Origin of the sequence: Comamonas sp. Z3 (assembly GCF_008121565.1) — a bacterium.
Taxonomy (GTDB): domain Bacteria; phylum Pseudomonadota; class Gammaproteobacteria; order Burkholderiales; family Burkholderiaceae_C; genus Comamonas; species Comamonas brasiliensis.
Genome location: NZ_VOQU01000001.1, coordinates 25,150 through 42,920, shown reverse-complemented (window position 1 = coordinate 42,920; position 17,771 = coordinate 25,150). Strand labels below are relative to the sequence as shown.

General features: G+C 64.7%; 18 protein-coding genes. 15 read left to right on the top strand and 3 right to left on the bottom strand.

The annotated features are described in order from the left end of the window. Nucleotides 1-176 precede the first annotated feature (176 nt). The 4 genes from hpnC (at nucleotide 177) to FSY59_RS00195 (ending at nucleotide 4,558) form a co-directional block, all read left to right on the top strand. Entirely contained in the window at nucleotides 177-1,058 is an 882-nt protein-coding gene (gene hpnC, locus FSY59_RS00210) for a squalene synthase HpnC (RefSeq protein WP_148728237.1), read from the top strand. A gap of 134 nt (nucleotides 1,059-1,192) precedes the next feature. Next, on the top strand, nucleotides 1,193-2,032 hold the full coding sequence (hpnD, locus tag FSY59_RS00205) for a presqualene diphosphate synthase HpnD (RefSeq protein WP_003057509.1): 840 nt from the start codon (nucleotides 1,193-1,195) through the stop codon (nucleotides 2,030-2,032). Nucleotides 2,033-2,039: 7 nt separating this feature from the next. Beyond that, nucleotides 2,040-3,386: a hydroxysqualene dehydroxylase HpnE gene (gene hpnE / locus FSY59_RS00200; protein ID WP_050872825.1), complete on the top strand. Its 1,347-nt coding sequence runs from the start codon at nucleotides 2,040-2,042 to the stop codon at nucleotides 3,384-3,386. 149 nt (nucleotides 3,387-3,535) lie between these two features. Then, nucleotides 3,536-4,558 (top strand): tripartite tricarboxylate transporter substrate binding protein, encoded by a 1,023-nt coding sequence (locus tag FSY59_RS00195; RefSeq protein ID WP_003057513.1) that lies wholly within the window; start codon nucleotides 3,536-3,538, stop codon nucleotides 4,556-4,558. A gap of 87 nt (nucleotides 4,559-4,645) precedes the next feature. On the opposite strand, the gene FSY59_RS00190 is transcribed toward FSY59_RS00195, so the two are convergent. Genes FSY59_RS00190 through FSY59_RS00180 form a run of 3 tightly spaced genes read right to left on the bottom strand, consistent with a single transcriptional unit; the run spans nucleotide 4,646 to nucleotide 6,552 of the window. Continuing rightward, nucleotides 4,646-4,861, bottom strand: coding sequence for a DUF2788 domain-containing protein (locus tag FSY59_RS00190; RefSeq protein ID WP_003057514.1), 216 nt, complete (start codon nucleotides 4,859-4,861; stop codon nucleotides 4,646-4,648). Nucleotides 4,862-4,908: 47 nt separating this feature from the next. Beyond that, nucleotides 4,909-5,757 carry a DUF2189 domain-containing protein gene (locus tag FSY59_RS00185; protein WP_003057516.1) on the bottom strand — a complete coding sequence of 283 codons (849 nt, stop codon included), beginning with the start codon at nucleotides 5,755-5,757 and terminating at the stop codon, nucleotides 4,909-4,911. A gap of 45 nt (nucleotides 5,758-5,802) precedes the next feature. After that, nucleotides 5,803-6,552, bottom strand: a complete 750-nt coding sequence (locus tag FSY59_RS00180; protein ID WP_003057519.1) for an HAD family hydrolase — start codon at nucleotides 6,550-6,552, stop codon at nucleotides 5,803-5,805. Nucleotides 6,553-6,625: 73 nt separating this feature from the next. On the opposite strand from FSY59_RS00180, the gene hemH reads away from it, so the two are divergent. The 11 genes from hemH (at nucleotide 6,626) to FSY59_RS00125 (ending at nucleotide 17,560) form a co-directional block, all read left to right on the top strand. Further along, complete coding sequence (gene hemH / locus FSY59_RS00175) at nucleotides 6,626-7,723, top strand: ferrochelatase (protein ID WP_148728236.1); 1,098 nt, start codon at nucleotides 6,626-6,628, stop codon at nucleotides 7,721-7,723. 45 nt (nucleotides 7,724-7,768) lie between these two features. Continuing rightward, the gene (locus FSY59_RS00170; RefSeq protein ID WP_003057523.1) at nucleotides 7,769-8,746 is read left to right on the top strand and encodes a LysR family transcriptional regulator; all 978 of its coding nucleotides are present in this window, start codon (nucleotides 7,769-7,771) and stop codon (nucleotides 8,744-8,746) included. Between the two features lie 193 nt (nucleotides 8,747-8,939). Next, complete coding sequence (locus tag FSY59_RS00165; RefSeq protein WP_003057525.1) at nucleotides 8,940-9,893, top strand: isopenicillin N synthase family oxygenase; 954 nt, start codon at nucleotides 8,940-8,942, stop codon at nucleotides 9,891-9,893. 11 nt (nucleotides 9,894-9,904) lie between these two features. Further along, nucleotides 9,905-10,705: an alpha/beta fold hydrolase gene (locus FSY59_RS00160; RefSeq protein WP_003057526.1), complete on the top strand. Its 801-nt coding sequence runs from the start codon at nucleotides 9,905-9,907 to the stop codon at nucleotides 10,703-10,705. A 40-nt stretch (nucleotides 10,706-10,745) separates the two neighbouring features. Beyond that, nucleotides 10,746-11,744 (top strand): ABC transporter substrate-binding protein, encoded by a 999-nt coding sequence (locus FSY59_RS00155; RefSeq protein WP_148728234.1) that lies wholly within the window; start codon nucleotides 10,746-10,748, stop codon nucleotides 11,742-11,744. Nucleotides 11,745-11,812: 68 nt separating this feature from the next. Continuing rightward, a complete protein-coding gene (locus FSY59_RS00150; RefSeq protein WP_003078463.1) occupies nucleotides 11,813-12,592 on the top strand; it encodes an ABC transporter ATP-binding protein in 780 nt (259 codons plus the stop codon). A gap of 29 nt (nucleotides 12,593-12,621) precedes the next feature. Further along, nucleotides 12,622-13,383, top strand: a complete 762-nt coding sequence (locus tag FSY59_RS00145) for an ABC transporter permease (protein WP_043371226.1) — start codon at nucleotides 12,622-12,624, stop codon at nucleotides 13,381-13,383. 20 nt (nucleotides 13,384-13,403) lie between these two features. Further along, nucleotides 13,404-13,916: a nucleoside deaminase gene (locus FSY59_RS00140; protein ID WP_148728232.1), complete on the top strand. Its 513-nt coding sequence runs from the start codon at nucleotides 13,404-13,406 to the stop codon at nucleotides 13,914-13,916. A 24-nt stretch (nucleotides 13,917-13,940) separates the two neighbouring features. Then, complete coding sequence (locus FSY59_RS00135) at nucleotides 13,941-14,738, top strand: xanthine dehydrogenase family protein subunit M (protein WP_019043333.1); 798 nt, start codon at nucleotides 13,941-13,943, stop codon at nucleotides 14,736-14,738. 6 nt (nucleotides 14,739-14,744) lie between these two features. Next, nucleotides 14,745-17,027 (top strand): xanthine dehydrogenase family protein molybdopterin-binding subunit, encoded by a 2,283-nt coding sequence (locus FSY59_RS00130; RefSeq protein WP_148728231.1) that lies wholly within the window; start codon nucleotides 14,745-14,747, stop codon nucleotides 17,025-17,027. Further along, nucleotides 17,024-17,560 carry a (2Fe-2S)-binding protein gene (locus FSY59_RS00125; protein ID WP_003057540.1) on the top strand — a complete coding sequence of 179 codons (537 nt, stop codon included), beginning with the start codon at nucleotides 17,024-17,026 and terminating at the stop codon, nucleotides 17,558-17,560. The genes FSY59_RS00130 and FSY59_RS00125 overlap by 4 nt, the downstream gene beginning before the upstream one ends. Nucleotides 17,561-17,771: the final 211 nt, after the last annotated feature.

Sequence of the window (17,771 nt, the reverse complement as noted above, 5' to 3'; positions counted from 1 at the left end):
AGACGAAACAGCCATGGTGTTCTGGGCTTGTAAAAATAGGAAAAGCGCAGCCGCCGGGCAGGCCGCTGCACCAAAGTCAGCGCTGATTGTGCACGCACGTGCGCTTTTGCGCCGTCTTTTTATGGGCCGCCGCAAGCCGGCAAGCCCGCCCGGTCCACAATACGGGCGTGAACCATATGCCCCCAGCAAGCACCGTCGCCAATGCGCCGGCCAGCATCAACCATTACGAGAATTTTCCCGTCGCCTCCTGGCTGTGCCCGCCACGGCTGCGCGCGCCCATTGCCGCCATCTACCACTTTGCACGCACCGCCGACGACCTGGCCGACGAAGGGGATCATTGCGCAGAGAAGCGCCTGGCACAGTTGCAGCAATATGCCGCCGATCTGCAGCAGCTGGGCAGCGCCGGCGAAGCCGCCATGCTGACGCGAACCTCCTGGCCCCATATCTTCGGCCCGCTGGCAGTTCAGGTTCAGGCCCATGGCCTGCCCAAGCCATTGCTGGCCGACCTGCTCAGCGCCTTCGAGCAGGATGTGCGCATGACGGCCGCCCAGGCCCACTACACCGACATGGCCCAGTTGCTGGATTACTGCCGCCGCTCTGCCAACCCGGTCGGCCGCCTGCTGCTGCATCTGTATGGCGTGGTCAACGCCAAGGCACTGATTCAGAGTGACGCCATCTGCACCGCACTGCAGCTCATCAACTTCTGGCAGGATCTGAGCCAGGACTTGCCGCGCCAGCGCCACTACCTGCCGGATGCCGATCTGACCCGCCACGGCCTGGTGCGCCGAGCCATCAAGCCCGAAGCAACGGCATTGACGCCCGAGCTTCAATCTTTGCTGGGCGAGCTCAACCGCCAGGCCCGCAGCCTGATGAACCATGGTGCGCCCCTGGTACATCAACTGCCCGGCCGTACGGGCTGGGAGCTGCGTCTGGTCGTGCAAGGCGGCCTGCGCATGCTGGACAGACTGGACGCCATGCAGGGGCGCAACCTCTATCAGCGCATCAAGCTGGGCAAGCTCGACATGGCCGTCATGCTCTGGCAAGCCCTGCGCATGTGATCGAAGCAAGATAGCCCTGAACCCTTGCTTTACCTGCGCAGGTCGCTATTGAATTTGAAGTCCAACCAGGTGCATGCCGCGCATTTCACTATTGTGTCGGCCGACAACCCGCATCATGGGACAATGCTCCCCCTATGAATCCGGATCAGTACGTCCAAGACAAAGCCGCCTCTTCGGGCAGCAGCTTCTATTACGCCTTTCTCTTCTTGCCCAAGGAGCGCCGCGCCGCCATCACGGCTTTCTATGCCTTCTGCCGCGAAGTGGATGACGTGGTCGACGAGGTCACGGACCCCGGCGTGGCCGCCACCAAGCTGGCCTGGTGGAAGACCGAGGTGCACAGGGCCTTCACCAGCCAGTCCGCCCATCCCGTGATGCAGGCACTGATGCCCCACGCCAAGACCTATGGCATCGAAGAGCGCCATCTGCAGGCCGTCATCGAAGGCTGCCAGATGGATCTGGATCAGACCCGCTATCTGGACTTTGCCGGCCTGCAGCGCTACTGCCATCTGGTCGCCGGCGTGGTCGGCGAAGTCGCCGCCCGCATCTTCGGCCAGACCGACGAGCGCACCACCGAATACGCCCACACGCTGGGTCAGGCCCTGCAGCTGACCAATATCATCCGCGACGTGGGCGAAGACGCCATGCGCGGCCGTATCTACCTGCCCATCAGCGAGCTGCAGCAGTTCGACGTCAAGGCCCACGAGATCAACAAGCGCGAGTATTCTGATCGCTTCACGGCGCTGATGCGCTTTCAGGCCGAGCGTGCCCACAGCCTCTATGACAAGGCACTGGGCCTGCTGCCCGATGCCGATCGCCACGCACAAAAGCCCGGCCTCATGATGGCCAGCATCTACCGCACCCTGCTGCGCGAAATCGAGTCCGAGAACTTCCAGGTGCTGCACCAGCGCATCAGCCTCACACCGCTGCGCAAATTCTGGCTGGTCTGGAAGATGCAGGCACTGGGCCGCATGTAAGCGCGCCATGCAAGTTGCCATCATCGGTGGCGGCTGGGCCGGCATGGCTGCCGCAGTACAGCTCTCGCTAGGCGGCCATCAGCCCACGGTTTTCGAAGCCGGCCGCCAGCTCGGTGGCCGGGCCCGCAATCTGGAACTGCCGGGCGGCACCTTCGCCGACAACGGCCAGCATATTCTGATCGGCGCCTATGCCGAATGCCTGCGACTCATGCGCGCCGTGGGCGTGGCGCCGGAACAAGCCCTGCTGCGCAGGCCACTGGCCATGCGCCATGCCGATGGCAGCGGCCTGAGCTTTCCCGAACTGCCCGCGCCTCTCGACGCCCTGGTCGGAATTGTCAGCGCCAGAGGCTGGTCGCTACGCGAACGTGCCGCCCTGCTGGGCCGTGCCCTGCGCTGGCGCCTTCAGGGCTTTCGATGCGCAGATGCTGCAACCGTTGCCGATATCTGCAGCGGTCTACCAAATCGCCTGCTCGATGAATTCATCGAGCCGCTGTGCGTGTCAGCCCTCAATCTGCCAGCCGCACAGGCCAGCGGCAGCATCTTCCTGCGCGTGCTGCATGACGCGCTGTTCGCGGGCACGGGCGGCTCCCATTTTCTGCTGCCGCGCTGCGGACTCGGAGATCTGTTTCCGAACCCGGCCGCGCAATGGCTGCAAGACCGAGGGCATGCCGTGCATACGGCCAGCCGCATTCAGGAGCTGATTCCCCAGGGCCAGCAATGGCTGCTGCGCAGCTCCAACCCCGCCACTGCCGCAGAGTTGGAGCAATCGCGCTTTGATGCCGTGCTGCTGGCCTGCCCGCCTCAAGAAGCCGCTCGACTGGCCCTGCTGGCGGCCGAAGACCAGCGACTTCCCGCCCGCGACGGCGTGCATTACCAGCACTGGGCACAGAGCGCGCAGGCGCTGGAGCACACGGCCATTGCCACGGTCTATACGCGCAGCAGCCATCGCCTTGCAGTCGGGCTGCCGTGGCTGGCACTGCAACCCGACGCCCAGGCTCCAGCCCAATTTGTGTTCGACCGCAGTCATCTGCAGCCCGCCGATGGTGCCCAGCAAGGTCTGATGGCATTTGTCGTCAGCGACTGCCGCACAGACCGCGAGACCCTGGAGCGGCAGGTGCTGGAACAAGCCCGTCAACAGCTGGGCTGGCAAGACATTCAAGCCGTGCTGACCGTGGTTGAAAAGCGCGCCACATTTGCCTGCAGACCCGACGTGAAGCGCCCAGGCATGAAGCTAGGCCATGGCCTCTGGGCTTGCGGCGACTATGTGAGCGGGCCCTACCCGGCGACGCTTGAAGGTGCGGTGCGTTGCGGGATGACGGCTGCCGACGAGCTGGTCCGCAAGGACCAGGACTGAGTAGCTCTAGCGCAAACCCTATCAGCACAATCCTGATGCCCGGATCGCGCTGCCGCAGGCGGTTTGACAGCGATTTGACAGCCACAGTTGCAACCATGGCTTGAGAGGCAATCTCTCAGCCGCATAAAGCCAAAAGCAACGGAGACAACATGGCATCCACGTTCGACAAGTCCACTCGCGAAATTCTGAGCATCTCGCGCCGTCACCTGCTGACCGGCGCCGGAGCCCTGGCCTGCAGCAGCATGCTGCCCGGCATGGCCCGCGCTGCCGATGACAGCTGGCCCAACCGCCCGATTCGCTTTGTCGTGCCGTTTGCGCCTGGCGGCAGCTCTGAGATCGTGGCCCGCTCCACCGCAGCCGAGCTGTCCAAGACCATCGGTCAGAACGTATTCGTGGACAACAAGCCCGGCGCCGCAGGCAATATCGCCATGCAGGAAGTGGCTCGCGCCGATGACCAGAGCACGGTCATCCTCGGCCATATCGGCACACTGGCCGTCAACCCCTATATTTTTGACAAGCTGCCCTGGGACCCCAAAAAGGACTTTGTGCCCGTGAGCCTGCTGGCCAAGGTGCCAAGCCTCTATGTGGTGCACCCCGATCTGCCCGTCAAGAACATTGCCGATCTGGTGGCCTATGCCAAGAAGAATCCCGGCAAGCTCAGCTATGGCTCGGCCGGCAATGGCAGTGCAGGTCATCTGGCATTCGAGTATCTGAAGATGACGGCCGACATCTTCATGCTCCACGTGCCTTATCGCGGCACCGGCCCCATGATGACAGACCTGCTCTCGGGCCGTCTTGATGCGGCCTCGGTCGGCGCCGCCGCGCTGCTGCCCTTCATCAAGGCCGGCAAGGTGCGCTGCATTGCCACCGGCTCGACCAAGCGCCTGACGCAACTGCCTGATGTGCCTACGGTGGCAGAGCAGGGTTTTGCGGGCTTCGAGATGACCCAGTGGTACGGCATGCTGGCCCCTTCCAGCCTGCCCCGCGCCCATGTGGACAAGCTGGCCGCAGAATGCGCCAAGGCCGTCAAGGCACCCGATGCGCTCAAGCGCCTCCAAGGCGATGCGGCCGAACCCATTGGCAGCACGCCTGAGCAGTTTGCCCAGTTCATCAGCATCGAGCAGAACCGCTGGCAAAAAGTGCTCAAGCGCGCACAGGTGAAACCGGGTTGAGCGCCCGGGGCGCCACAGGCCTTCCCTCTTTCTCGTTGCAGTAGGGAAGATCTGCTCGGGCCATTGGGCCTGGCTGCGGGGCAGGGCTCAGTGGCTCTCTATCCACCACTGGATGATGATTTTGGCAAGATAGCCGACAAAGCCCACGCCCAGACCCAGAAAAATCACAAAGGTGCCGAACTTGCCTGCCTTGGACTGACGCGCCAACTGCAGGATGATGAACACCATGAACAAGATGAAGGCTCCCACGCCCCAGGTCAGGAAAAAGTGGGCAATCTGCTCTTCCGTATAGCCGAATATCACGACAACCAGGTCCTTACAGCCTTTGCCAGGCCCTGGTCGCGCAGCGCTCAGACGGCACGCACCATCTCGTCATCCCTGGCAGGGAATGCAGCGGCATCCACCAGGTCCCGATAGGCATGCCAGCTGGCATGGCCCAGCAGGGGCATCACAACCACCAGCCCCAGCAGATAGCTGCCAAGGCCCAGCAAAGTCAACATCACAATCAGCGCCGCCCACAAGGCCATCGGGCCCGGGTTGGCCAGCACCACGGACCAACTGGTCAGCACGGCCTGGCGCACGGTCACTCGCCTGTCCAGCATCAGCGGCATGGCCACCACGCTGGACGCAAAAATCGGAGCAGCCAGAAAGCTGCCCAAAGCCATCCATTGCACAAACAGCTGACCATCTCTGGCCAGCACCACATGCGCAATGAAATCCTGCAGGGTTTGCACACGCACGGGCGACATCACGGTGATCAGCGACGCAGAAATCAGCACCCAGCCCGTGGCCGCCAGCGCCAGCAAGGCGCCGAACCGAACCATGCACCAGTACCCTCCCCGGCCCGTGGCATGGCAGCTCTGCCATTGCGTCCAGGTGCGGCGGATCAGACCCCAGTCTGCCACCTCACCGCGCTCGATGGCCCGGCTGATGGCATAGAGGCTGGTGGCCACCAGAGGCCCCACCACCAGAAAGCCCGACAAGGCTCCTGCCATCAACCAGAAGCGATTGTGCCCCAGGGTCAGGATTGCTGCACCGATCAGGATCAAGGCCAGACCATGAGCCAGACTGATTAACGGAGCCTTAGAAATGTCCTGCAAGGCTCTGGACAGCCACACCAGAGGCCGGCTCCAGGCAATGGTTCGCACAGGTGCCAGCGGAGGTGGCGTGAGAAGGCAGGCAGACAGACAGGTAGGCATAGGCGGTCCTTGTTCGCTGACCCGCAAAGCTCCCGCTCGTCCCGGTCAACGATCTGCCAGCCCCTGACACAACTGCCAAAGGCTGGCGACTGTGACGTGGGGTTCAGGACCCACGCAAGGCCATGCTACCTGCCCGCGGTTGAGCCAGACTGCGTGCATACCCGCATCCATGGCGCCCCGGGCATCCAGCTGCGCATCGTCGCCGATGTGCAGCACATGCTCGGGGGCCACGCCGGCCGCATCCGCTGCGGCCTGGAAAAACCGCGTCTCGGGTTTGGCCATGCCGGCTGTGCTGGCAGACAGCGAGGCGCGAAAATGCTCGCCGATACCCACCACATGCACATTCGCATTGCCGTTGGACAGGGCCACCACCGGCCAGCGCTGCGAGAGAAACTGCAAGGCCGGCAAGGCGTCGTCAAACAGTTCGACCCGCTGGCGAGCGGCAAAGAACTCGTCAAAGGCCGGTTCGGCCAGGGCAGGATCGTCGCCGGCGCGGGTCAGCGCCAGCCGGATGGACTCGCGGCGCAGGCCGCTGAGGTCGGCTTTCAGATCCGGGCGCAATGTCACGATTTCATGGCGCAAGGCGCGCACCTTGTCCGTATCGCCCAGGTGCTCGGCCGTACAGGGGGCATGCTGCGCGAGCCACTGCAGCAAAACGCCCTCTGCCTTGGCAATCGTGGGCCAGATGGGCCAGAGCGTGTCGTCCAGATCCAGGCTGATGGCGCGAATCTGTCCGCTGTGGCGCAGGCGCTGAAGGGTTTCAATGGCAGGGGCTGTGGTGTCTTGGGATTGCATGCCCCGAAGAATAGCGGCCCGGCTAATGCCGCAGAGCGGCTGCGCCTATCCGATTAGCTGACACAATTGCGCCATGCCATCACGCTTTGCGCCCGAACCCCGCTTCCGTCACGACCAATCCGCACGCACCGGAATCCTGCTGTGCAATCTGGGCACGCCGACCGCCCCCACGGCTGCGGCAGTGCGCCCTTATCTGGCGGAGTTTCTCGGTGACGATCGCGTGGTCGAGATTCCCAAGCTCGCCTGGTGGCCGATTCTGCACGGCATCATCCTGCGCACCCGTCCGGCCAAGTCGGCCGCCAAGTACGCCACCGTCTGGCATGAAAAGGACGGCTCCCCGCTGCTGCACTGGACCACGCGCCAGGCCACCTTGCTGCGCGGCTGGCTGGGCGAGCGCGGCCACAATGTGCTGGTGCTGCCGGCCATGCGCTACGGCACGCCGTCCATTGCGGCCCAGCTGGATTCACTCAAGAAAGACGGCGCGACGCGCATCCTGATCCTGCCGCTGTACCCCCAGTATTCGGGCACGACCACGGCCAGCGTGTTCGATGCCGTCTACGACTGGGCCAGGACCCAGCGTCACATTCCCGAACTGCGTTTTGTCAACCGCTACCACGACGATGCCGGCTACATCGAAGCACTGGCACAGCGCATCGAAGCCCACTGGCGCGGCCATGGTCGCGGGGACAAGCTGGTCATGAGCTTTCATGGTGTGCCAGAGCGCACCCTGCATCTGGGCGACCCCTATCACTGCGAATCGCACAAGACGGCACGCCTGCTGGCCGAGCGGCTCAAGCTCGGCAAGGAGCAGTATCTGGTGACCTTCCAGTCGCGCTTTGGCAAGGCCAAATGGCTGGAGCCCTATACCGAACCCTCGCTGATTGCCATGGCCCAGGCCGGCACCCGGCGTGTCGATGTGGTCTGCCCCGGCTTTACCAGCGACTGTCTGGAGACGCTGGAGGAAATCAAGCAGGAAGCGCGTGAAGCCTTTTTGCATGCGGGCGGCCAGCAGTTCGAGTACATAGACTGCCTCAACGACAGTGCACCCTGGATCACCGCACTCAGCGATATTGCCCAGCGGCATATGCAAGGCTGGCCCACCGGGCGCGAGGACGATGCCGAGCTCAATGCCCGCGCCCAGCACGCCAAGGCGGCCGGCGCGCCGCTGTAGGCGGCCATCCAGCGAACTGGCACGGCATATGCTGCCTCCGGCAGCATGCATATTCACGCCCGCTCCATTCGCTATTTCGACATGATTCGCCGTTGCGGCTCCATACGCGAGGCCGCACGCCATCTGCATGTGGCTTCGTCGGCAGTCAACCGCCAGTTGCTGCAGCTTGAGGACGAAATCGGCAGCCCGCTGTTCGAGCGCCTGAGCTCGGGCCTGCGGCTCACGGCCGCTGGCGAAGTGTTTTCGCGCCATGTGATCACGGTGCTGCAGGACGAGCACCGCCTCAGCACCGAACTGGAGCTGCTGCGCGGCGTGCGTCGCGGCTCGGTCAGCGTGGCCGCAGTGGAAGGCCTGAACGCCGACCTGATGCCGGCCGTGCTCACGCAGATGCACAGGCGCTACCCCACGATTCAGATTCATGTGCGCACCTGCGGCTCCCAGCAGGCGGCACAGGCCGTGATTCAGGGCGATGCGGACGTGGGCATAGGCTTTTCGGTCAAGCGCCACGACAATCTGCGCCAATGCACCATGGGCCGCTTTGCGCTGGGTGCCATCGTGCCGCCCAAGCACCCGATTGCCCAGTTGGAGCGCGTGGACTTTGCGCAATGCGCGACCTTTCCGCTGATTCTGCCCACGCCCGAACTCTCCATGCACGACTTGCTGCAACCCTTGCTGGCGCACCACAAGCGTGCATTGCAGGTGTTGCTGGAAACCTCGTCCATCGAGCTGGCCAAGAGTCTTGCCGAACGCGGCGTGGGCATTTTCTTCCAGAGCCGCCTGGGGCTGGAGCGCGAGCTGCGCGAAGGCCGGCTGGTCCATGTGCCGCTGGATACCCCCACCACGCTGTACTCCGAACTCGGCGTCTATGTGCGTGCAGGACGCACGCTGCCATCGGCACTCGACGCCTTCAACCGCATCGCGGCCGATGCCATAGAAAGCCGCGAGGACGAGGAAAGCGTCGCCCTGCGTGAATGGGTGGCACGCACGCAGACCGCTGCTGCGGCGGCTTCCGCCAGGAGCTGAGACCACCCTCGGCCTGTGCCTGCACCGGCATTGTGCACATCGCTTCTCGCGAATGCACCAATGCCGTGCAAAGCTTTCCCCGTCAGCGATTAGCGCTCACATTTTTAGATCACCCTGCAGCAAAAGCTGCGCTATCCAGCACGGACTGCGCTTTCTAAACTGACTCCAGTTCTTCAGTTTCTGGACGCCATTTGTGAGCACCTCTGCCCTCCCCCTCATCGACATCAGCGGCCTGCGCAGCCATGACCCTGTGGATCAGCACCTGGTGGCCGAGCAGCTGCGCCAGGCTTGCGAACAGCGCGGCTTCTTCTATATCACCGGCCATGGCATAGACCCGGCGCTGATCAGCAGCCTGTTTGCCGCCAGCCAGCGCTTCTTTGACCTGCCCATGACCGAAAAGCTGGCCGTGGACAAAAAGCTCTCCCGCTGCAATCGCGGCTATGAGCCGCTGCGCGCCCAGACGCTGGAGAGCGGCGCACCGCCCGATCTCAAGGAAAGCTTTTACGCCGGCGCCGAGGTCGCGGCCAACGATGCGCGCGTGCTGGCCGGCCGCTTCAATACCGGCCCCAACCAATGGCCCGAAACCCTGCCCGACTTCCGCGCCGTGATGCAGAACTATTACCAGGCCGCCTACGGTCTGGGCGCTACCATTGTGCGCGGCCTGGCCTTGTCGCTGGGCGTGCCGGTCAGCCACTTCGACGGCTATCTCAAGGAGGCCGCCGCGACCCTGCGCCTGCTGCATTACCCGCCCCAGCCGGCCAACCCTGAACCCGGCGAGAAAGGCTGCGGCGAGCACACGGACTTCGGCGGCGTGACCTTGCTGCTGCAGGACGAGGCCGGCGGCCTGCAGGTCTGGGACAAGGATCTCGGCAGCTGGATCGACGCGCCCCCCGTGCCCGGCGCCTTCGTCGTCAACATCGGCGATCTGTTCGCACGCTGGACCAACGACCGCTATGTCTCTACCTTGCACCGGGTCATCAATGTCTCGGGTCGCGAACGCTATTCCGTGCCCTTTTTCTTCACGGGCAACCCGCTGCACAAGGTGGAATGCATTCCCACCTGCCTGGACGAGGGTGAGCAGCCCAGATACCCGGCTGTCACGGTGGAGCAGCACCAGATCGAATGCTATCGCCGCACCTACGGTTGACGGAGGCCACCATGAAAAGCTCACGCAATATGGTGCTGATCCACGGGGCCTGGCAGGGCAGTTGGGCTTTTGCGGCCTGGACGCCGCTGCTGCAGGCCCGAGGCTGGAAGGTGCTTGCCGTCAATCTGCCGGGCAACGATGCAGCCGCCGAAGATGACAGCTGCGCCAATCTCGACGGCTACACCGCCCATGTGCTGCGCGTGCTGGAATCGCTGGACGGCCCTGCGGTGGTGGTCGGTCACAGCGGTGGCGGCATGACGGCATCTCAGGTCGCCCAGGCCGCCCCCGAGCGGGTCAGCGCACTGGTCTACCTGGCCGGAATGATGCTGCCCAGCGGCATGAGCTATGGCGATGTAATCGCGCAATGCCGCGCCGCCGATCCGGGCTTTGACTACCAGGGCATAGGCCCGCATCTGGCCTGGAACGAGCAGCGCAATGCCAGCAGCGTGCCGCTGGAAGCCGCCATGGCCTTGTTCCTGCATGACTGCCCGCCGACCGCAGCGCTCAAGGCGGCCAGCCGTCTCTGCGTCCAGCCCGAAGCGGGCCGGGCCATGGTGAACCGGCTCAGCGCCGAGCGTTTTGGCCAGGTGCCACGGATCTATGTGGAATGTCGCCAGGACCGCTCCGTGACGCTGCCGCTGCAGCAACGCATGCAGCAGCTCACGCCGGGCGCCCGGCGCATCAGCCTCGATTGCGGCCATGTGCCCCAGCTGGCCTGCCCTCAGGCCCTGAGCGACGCCTTGCTGCCGGCTTTAGATGAAATCCAATCGAAACCTTTTATGAGCTTGCGCATGCCGCTCATCAATGTATAGCAACCAATTACCCAAAACTCGCATTCTTCAGGAGTTATTCATGACGCGCCCCGCCACCTACTTCAAACGCTCCGCCCTTTTCACCATGCTCGTCGCCTGTGGCGCAGCGGCCCAGGCAGCCGACAAGCTCACGGTACAGCTCGACTGGCTGCCCGGGGGCGACAAGTCCTTTGTCTATGCCGGCGTGCAGCAAGGCTTTTTCAAGGACGAAGGCCTGGACGTGAAGATCGTTCCCGGCCGAGGCTCGGCCGATGCCGTGACCAAGGTGGCCTCGGGCTCTGCCGATGTGGGTTTTGGCGGTATCTCAGCGCTGATGATGGCCGCTGCCGAAGGCAGGATTCCCGTCAAGGCCGTGATGTCGCTGTATTCCAAACAGCCCGATGCGCTGTTCACGCGCGCCGACAGCAAGATCAGGAGCCTCAAGGACATGGAAGGCAAGACGGTGGCCATGCCCACCTTCTCCTCGTCGAATGCCTTGTGGCCCATCGTGCTGCAGAAGAACGGCGTGGACGCCAGCAAGATCAAGGTCATCAAGTCGGACCCGGCCACGCTGGCTCCCATGCTGGCCCAGGGCCGCGTGGATGCGACCATCAACTGGGTGACCGTGGGTCCGGCCTTCGGCGCCGTGCTCAAGCAGGCCGGCAAGGAGCTTTCGGTCCTGCCCTGGACGCAGTTCGGTCTGGACGGCTATGGCTGGTCCGTCATGGCCAGCGACAGGACCATCAAGGAGCGCCCCGAAGTGCTCAAGCGCTATGTGCGGGCACTGGGAAAGTCGCTGGAGTTCTCCATCCAGAACCCGCAAAAGGCGGCCGAGTCGCTGAAGGCCCAGGTGCCCGAAGCCGACCTTGCCGTGGTCAAGGCCGAATTTGAAGCCTCCATCCCGCTGCTCAGGAACGAGATCAGCCAGCGCGACGGCCTGGGCAAATTCGAGCCCCGGCTGCTGGCTGCCACCTGGGGCTGGGTGGCACAGTCCATGAGTTACGACCTCAAGAAGGTCGACCCGGAAACGCTGGTGGATCGCCGCTTTCTGAGCCAGTAAATCCCATGCGGGGGCGTCGCTGCGCCGCCCTCGCGCTCCCGCCCTTGTTCTTTCCTTGATCGCCTGCCATGCAATACGTAATCGATCTGAACGCGGTCACCCAGACCTTTGTCTCCAGCGATGGCAGCCCCGTCACGGCCCTGCAGGGCGTGGACCTCCATCTGCGCCGCCACGAATTCGTCTCGCTGATCGGCCCCTCGGGCTGCGGCAAGTCCACCATATTGCGCCTGATTGCGGGCCTGATCCGCCCCAGCAGCGGCGAGGTACGCATCTTCGATCTGCCCGTGACCGAACCACGCGACGAGATCGGCATGGTGTTCCAGAAGCCCACGCTGCTGCCCTGGCTCTCGGTGCTTGACAACATCACCTTCCCCATGCGCCACAAATACGGCCATGTGGAAATGAAGGAAGAGGCCCGCGCCCAGCAGTTGCTGGAGATGATCGGCCTCAGGGATTTCGGCCACAAGCGGCCCCACGAACTCTCGGGCGGCATGCAGCAGCGCGTCGCGATTGCACGCTCCTTGCTCCACGACCCGGACATCTTGCTGATGGACGAGCCCTTTTCGGCGCTGGACGCACTCACCCGCGACGAAATGAGCCTGGAGCTGCTGCGCATCTGGAACGAGCGCCCCAAGACCGTGGTCTTTGTGACCCACTCCATCCAGGAGGCCTTGCTGCTATCCGACCGCATCGTGGTCATGAGCGCCCGCCCGGGCCGCGTGGCCGACATCATCGATGTGCCGCTGGCACGCCCGCGCAGCATGGCCACTCTGGCCGATCCCGTGTTCACCGAAATGGCCAACGAGATTCGTCTCCAGGTCTTCAGCAAACACCCCGCACACGCCTGAAGATCCTCCCGCAGCCCCAAGAGGCCCCTATGTCTGCCCTCATACAACGCCATGCTTCGCTGCTGGTTTTCCTCGCCGTCCTGCTGTTCTGGGAGGGCACCTGCCGCCTGGCGCATATACCCGAGTACATTTTTCCCGCTCCCAGCCAGATCTGGCTGGCTGCTTCCGAGATGGGGCTGCAGCGCTGGCTGGAGCATGTCACGGCCACCTTGCAGGTCGCGCTCATCGGCTATGCGCTGGCGATCGCACTGGCCATTCCGCTGGCCATCGCCATCACGCGATCGCAGCTGCTCTCGAAAATCATCATGCCCTGGCTGGTGGTGATCCAGTCCACCCCCATCGTGGCCGTCGCCCCCATCATCGTCGTCACTCTGGGCGCCGGCCTGCTGCCCCGCGTGGTCATCACTACGCTGATTGCCTTTTTCCCGCTGGTGGTTTCCACCGCCCTGGGCCTGGCCTCGGTGCCGGCTGAGCTGGTGGAGCTGTCGCGCTCGCTGCGCGCCACCACCAGCCGCCAGTACTGGCAGATTCGCATGCCGTTTGCCGTGCCCTATGTGTTTTCGGCCCTCAAGGTCTCCATCACGCTGGCGATTGTGGGCGCCGTGGTCGCCGAGTTCGTGGCTGCGGAAAAGGGCCTGGGCTATCTGATTCTGTTTGCCACCTCCTCCTTCAAGGTGCCCGTGGCCTTTGCCGCACTGGCACTGCTGGTGCTGTGCAGCCTGCTGCTCTATGGTGGCGTGCAGCAGTTGCACAAGCGCTTCTTTCCCTGGAGCCAGAGCACTCCTGCCTGATCAACACAAGGACCGCCACCATGACAGACAAGAACTTCCCCCCTCAGGGCCTGACGCCCTCTACCGAGCAAATCCAGCGCAATCTGCGTCGCGCCCAGGACGTGGCCCAGCGCGCCACCCAGATGGGCCACCACCCCTTCGGCGCCGTGCTGGTGGGCCCCGATCAGGAGACCGTGCTCATGGAGCAGTGCAATATCGACACCGTCAACCACGCGGAATCGACCTTGGCTCGCATGGCGGCCACCAATTACACGGCCGAGTTTCTCTGGGGCTGCACGCTCTACACCAATGTGGAGCCCTGCTGCATGTGCGCCGGCACGGCCTACTGGGCCAATATCGGCCGCATCGTGTTCGGCATGACCGAGCACCGATTGCTGGAGTGCACGGGCAGCCATGGCGAGAATCCGACCATGAGCGTCTCGTCGCGCTATGTCTTCGATCATTGCCAGAAGGCCGTGGAACTGATCGGCCCCGTACCCGAGATGGAGGCCGAGATCGCCGCCCAGCAGCAAGCCTTCTGGGCGCAGCGCTGAGAACCACGCCAGCAGGACGCTGCCATGCTGCTCACCCATCCCTCGTCACCCCAGGCCGCGCAGGCCCTGGCCCGCAAGCTCGGCAACGCTGCCTGCTTCATCGCCGGGGGCACGCTGCTGCAGCAGTCATGGGCAGAGCCTCGCCTGGCGCCGTCGGCCACGCATTTCATCAATGTGATGCACTGGCCCGAGATGCAGCAGATCAGCCTCGGCCCGCAATATCTGCACATCGGTGCAGGCATGCGGCTGGAGGCCGTCCGCTGTCACCCCTGGGTTCAGCAGCACGCCCCCGTGCTCGTCCAGGCCCTGGATCAGCTAGGGGCCATGGGAATACGCCGCCTGGGAACTCTGGGCGGCAATGTAGGCTGGGGCGAAGGCGACTGCTGCCCGGTATTGCTGGCCATGGATGCGCAGGTCGAGTTGACGGACGGCAACCTGCAGTCGCTCGCGCAGACGCTCAAGCTCATGGACCGGCCCCTGATGCTCTCGTTCCTGCTGCCGCGCGGCGATGTGATGGAGCCCCGGCCACTGGTATTCGAGAAGATCGGCTATCGCGCGGCATTCTCCCCCGCGCGCCTGCGCATGGCCTTGCGCTGGAGCGATGCACAAAAGCGCCTGAACCTGGACCGCATTGCGGCGGCAGCCCCGGGCATAGGCGTGCACCGCCTGCAAGCCACGGAAAAGCTGCTGAGCTATGCGCAGGAGCTGCAGATCCGTCCCTCCCTCGGCGATATACGCACCACCTGCGAGCAAAGCCTGCCTCCCGATCTGGCCCGGATTGCCAGCCGCCTGATTGCCGGACATTGCGGGCTGCTGGCCTGAGCCATCATGGAATTCCACACCCCTCATCACATCCGCGAGCTGGGCCTGGAGGCTTTGCCGGTACGGCCCGATGCCAGGGCCAAGCTCGGCGGCAACCCGGGCTTTCTGAGCGACCGCATTCAGCCGGGTCAGCTGCGTGGAGCGATTCTCGGCAGCCCTCATCCCCATGCGCGCATTCTGCGTATCGATACCAGCGCCGCCCAAGCCCTGCCAGGCGTCCATGCCGTGGTTACCCATGCCGATATCCCCGGCATCAAGCACTATGGCTTGCGCAAGGTGGACCGGCCTGTGCTCTGCATCGACAAGGTGCGCCATGTGGGCGACCCGGTCGCCGCCGTTGCGGCCGTGGACATGGAGACGGCGCAGCAGGCTCTGGCGCTGATCCGGGTTGACTACGAACCCCTGCCCCCGGTCTGCGACCCGGACGCCGCCCTTGACGGCACGGCGGCCTCCGAGCAGCCGGTCCATCAGGACGGCAATCTGCTGCATGCCGCCAGCCACCGCCAGGGCGACATGTCTGCGGCCCGGGCAAGCACAGTGCACCGGGTACAGGACAGCTATGTCACGCCACGCCAGATGCATGCCTTTCTCGAGACCGAAGGCGGTGTGGCCGAGCCCGATGGCGCGGGCGGGCTGCGCCTGTTCTTCGGCGGCCACAACCCCGCGCGGGAAAAGCAGGTCATCGCCGACATGCTGGGCCTGCCGCACGACAGGGTTCACGCCGTGGCCACGCCCGTGGGCGGCTCCTACGGCGGCAAGGACGAGCTGACGATTCAACCCATCGCGGCCCTGCTGGCCTGGAGGGCGCAGCGCCCCGTGCGCTTGCATCTGACTCGTCCGCAATCCGTGGATCTGGGTGTCAAGCGACATCCCATGCAGATCGAAATGCAGACCGGCTGCGATGCACAGGGGCGGCTCACCTACCACCAGGTGCAGATAGTGGCCGACACCGGAGCCTATGCCACGCATGGCCCCGAGGTGCTGGATGCCGCGCTCGAGCATGCCCCCGGCCCCTACCGATATCTGGCTCTGGACCTCGGCGCCAGGCTGGCCTATACGAACAACGGTATCGCCGGTGCGTTCCGCGGCTTCGGCGCCGTGCAGGTGCAATTTGCACTCGAGCAGCAGATGGACAGACTGGCTGCGCTGGTCGGCATGACAGCTGACGCGTTTCGCGCCCTCAATCTCGCCGCTCCCGAGGCGCCCGGCCCGCTGGGCCAGCATGTCGTGCCGTTTGACGGCGCCCAGCGCGCACTCGATGTCGCCCGCCAGCAGCCGCTGTGGCGCGGGCCGCATCGCTGGGCCAGCGCGGACGGCCGCCATCTGCACGGCGTGGGCCTCACGCTGATCCATCGCAGCGACGGCTTTGGCAAGGGCGGGCCCAGCGACTGCCGCATGGAGCTGGCCCTGGCCGCCGACGGTGCGATCGAGCTGCGCTGTGGCTTCACCGAACTGGGACAGAACCTGGTCGGAACCATACAGAGCCTGGGCGCGCAGCATCTGGGCTGTTCCGCCGACGCGATCCGGCCGGTGCTGGGCGATACCCGGCTGACACCCGACTCGGGCCCGGTCGCCGCCTCGCGCGCCACCACGCTGGTATGGCGCGCCTTGCAGGAGGCGGCCCAGCCCTGGCAGCAAGCCTTGCTCCTGGCCGCCGCAAGACTGCTGCCCGATATCCCTCTGCGCTGCGGCGCATGGGGCCTGGAAAGCGCTGCGGGCCTGTGCCTGAGCTACGCCGATCTGGCAAAGGCATCGGGCGAACAAGCGCCCTGTATCTACATCGACCTGCGCGCAGAGGACCCGGAGGGCAACGCGCATGACACCCACTTCGTCTTCGGAGCCTGCGCCGCCATTGCCCAGGTACGCGTCGACACCTGGAGCGGCATGGTCCGGGTGCAGCGGCTGGTGATGTGCACGGCCCTGGGCCCCGTGGCATCGGCCCAGGGCTATCTGGGCCAGATGGAAGGCGGCGCCCTCATGGGCCTGGCCATGGGCACGCAGGAGGAGCTGGCTTGCCTGGACGGCCACTACCAGGCACGCAATCTCGACGGCTATCTGATCCCCACGCTGGCCGATGCCCCTGAAATGCAGGTGCTGGCGATCGAGAACATTCCCGAGGGCGATCCCATAGGACCGCGCGGAGCCGGCGAGATCAGCGTCAACCTGGCCCTGCCCGCAGTGGCCAATGCCCTGGCTGCCGCACTGCAGCGCCCCATCACGCAACTGCCCATGACCCCGGAGCGCGTGATCGCGCTGCTGGAAGCGGGCGCGGAGTCCTCCACACCATGACGACGACCCACATCCCGGAGCACGGCGGCAAGCCACCCGCAGCCAGCGCAAAGGAGGCCTCGGCTTTTGTGCTGCAGCTGAATCTGAACGGCCAGCCGGTCAGCGCCAGCTGCAGCCCCGATACCCGGCTGCTGACCTTGCTGCGCGAGCACTGGCACCTCACCGGGGCCAAGCCCGGCTGCGAAGTGGGGCGCTGCGGCGCCTGCATGGTCTGGCTCAATGCGGAGCCCGTGAACGCATGCCTGCTGATGGCCTATCAGATCCAGGGCCAGACGGTGCGCACCATCGAGTCCGTGGCACAGGACAGCGCCAGCGAACCGGTGCGCGACGCGCTGGCGCGCTGCGGCGGCGTGCAATGCGGCTATTGCACCTCCGGCATGGTCATGAGCATGAGCTGGCTGCACCAGCAGCAGCCCCGCCCCACGGCCGCCGAGGCCGAGGCCCAGATGTGCGGAAACCTTTGCCGCTGTACGGGCTATGGCGGTATCCGAAGGGCGGTGCAGGAGCTGTTTGCGGCCGGGCAACGCGCATGATTGTTCAAGATTAATAGCTGCAATCGCTTACTCACAAAGCGACTCAGCCACTTTTAACCACATTTATCAGAAATCACGCTGTTTGTTCGCCGGTTCATGACCCCAGGCAATAAGCAGACAAGTTTTTCTTGGTTGGCCCTCTCGCGGCAAGGCCGGACAATAGAGGCCCTGGGCATAGCCATGCCCCTGACGAATCGGCTTTGCCGACTCC

Coding starts and splice junctions, on each gene's coding strand:
- FSY59_RS00150 (WP_003078463.1), top strand. CDS start 11,813: ATGCAATACGTAATCGATCTGAACGCGGTCACCCAGACCTTTGTCTCC.
- FSY59_RS00130 (WP_148728231.1), top strand. CDS start 14,745: ATGGAATTCCACACCCCTCATCACATCCGCGAGCTGGGCCTGGAGGCT.
- hpnD (WP_003057509.1), top strand. CDS start 1,193: ATGAATCCGGATCAGTACGTCCAAGACAAAGCCGCCTCTTCGGGCAGC.
- FSY59_RS00195 (WP_003057513.1), top strand. CDS start 3,536: ATGGCATCCACGTTCGACAAGTCCACTCGCGAAATTCTGAGCATCTCG.
- FSY59_RS00160 (WP_003057526.1), top strand. CDS start 9,905: ATGAAAAGCTCACGCAATATGGTGCTGATCCACGGGGCCTGGCAGGGC.
- FSY59_RS00125 (WP_003057540.1), top strand. CDS start 17,024: ATGACGACGACCCACATCCCGGAGCACGGCGGCAAGCCACCCGCAGCC.
- FSY59_RS00135 (WP_019043333.1), top strand. CDS start 13,941: ATGCTGCTCACCCATCCCTCGTCACCCCAGGCCGCGCAGGCCCTGGCC.
- FSY59_RS00185 (WP_003057516.1), bottom strand. CDS start 5,757: ATGCCTACCTGTCTGTCTGCCTGCCTTCTCACGCCACCTCCGCTGGCA.
- FSY59_RS00170 (WP_003057523.1), top strand. CDS start 7,769: ATGCATATTCACGCCCGCTCCATTCGCTATTTCGACATGATTCGCCGT.
- hpnC (WP_148728237.1), top strand. CDS start 177: ATGCCCCCAGCAAGCACCGTCGCCAATGCGCCGGCCAGCATCAACCAT.
- FSY59_RS00155 (WP_148728234.1), top strand. CDS start 10,746: ATGACGCGCCCCGCCACCTACTTCAAACGCTCCGCCCTTTTCACCATG.
- FSY59_RS00180 (WP_003057519.1), bottom strand. CDS start 6,552: ATGCAATCCCAAGACACCACAGCCCCTGCCATTGAAACCCTTCAGCGC.
- FSY59_RS00140 (WP_148728232.1), top strand. CDS start 13,404: ATGACAGACAAGAACTTCCCCCCTCAGGGCCTGACGCCCTCTACCGAG.
- FSY59_RS00145 (WP_043371226.1), top strand. CDS start 12,622: ATGTCTGCCCTCATACAACGCCATGCTTCGCTGCTGGTTTTCCTCGCC.
- hemH (WP_148728236.1), top strand. CDS start 6,626: ATGCCATCACGCTTTGCGCCCGAACCCCGCTTCCGTCACGACCAATCC.
- hpnE (WP_050872825.1), top strand. CDS start 2,040: ATGCAAGTTGCCATCATCGGTGGCGGCTGGGCCGGCATGGCTGCCGCA.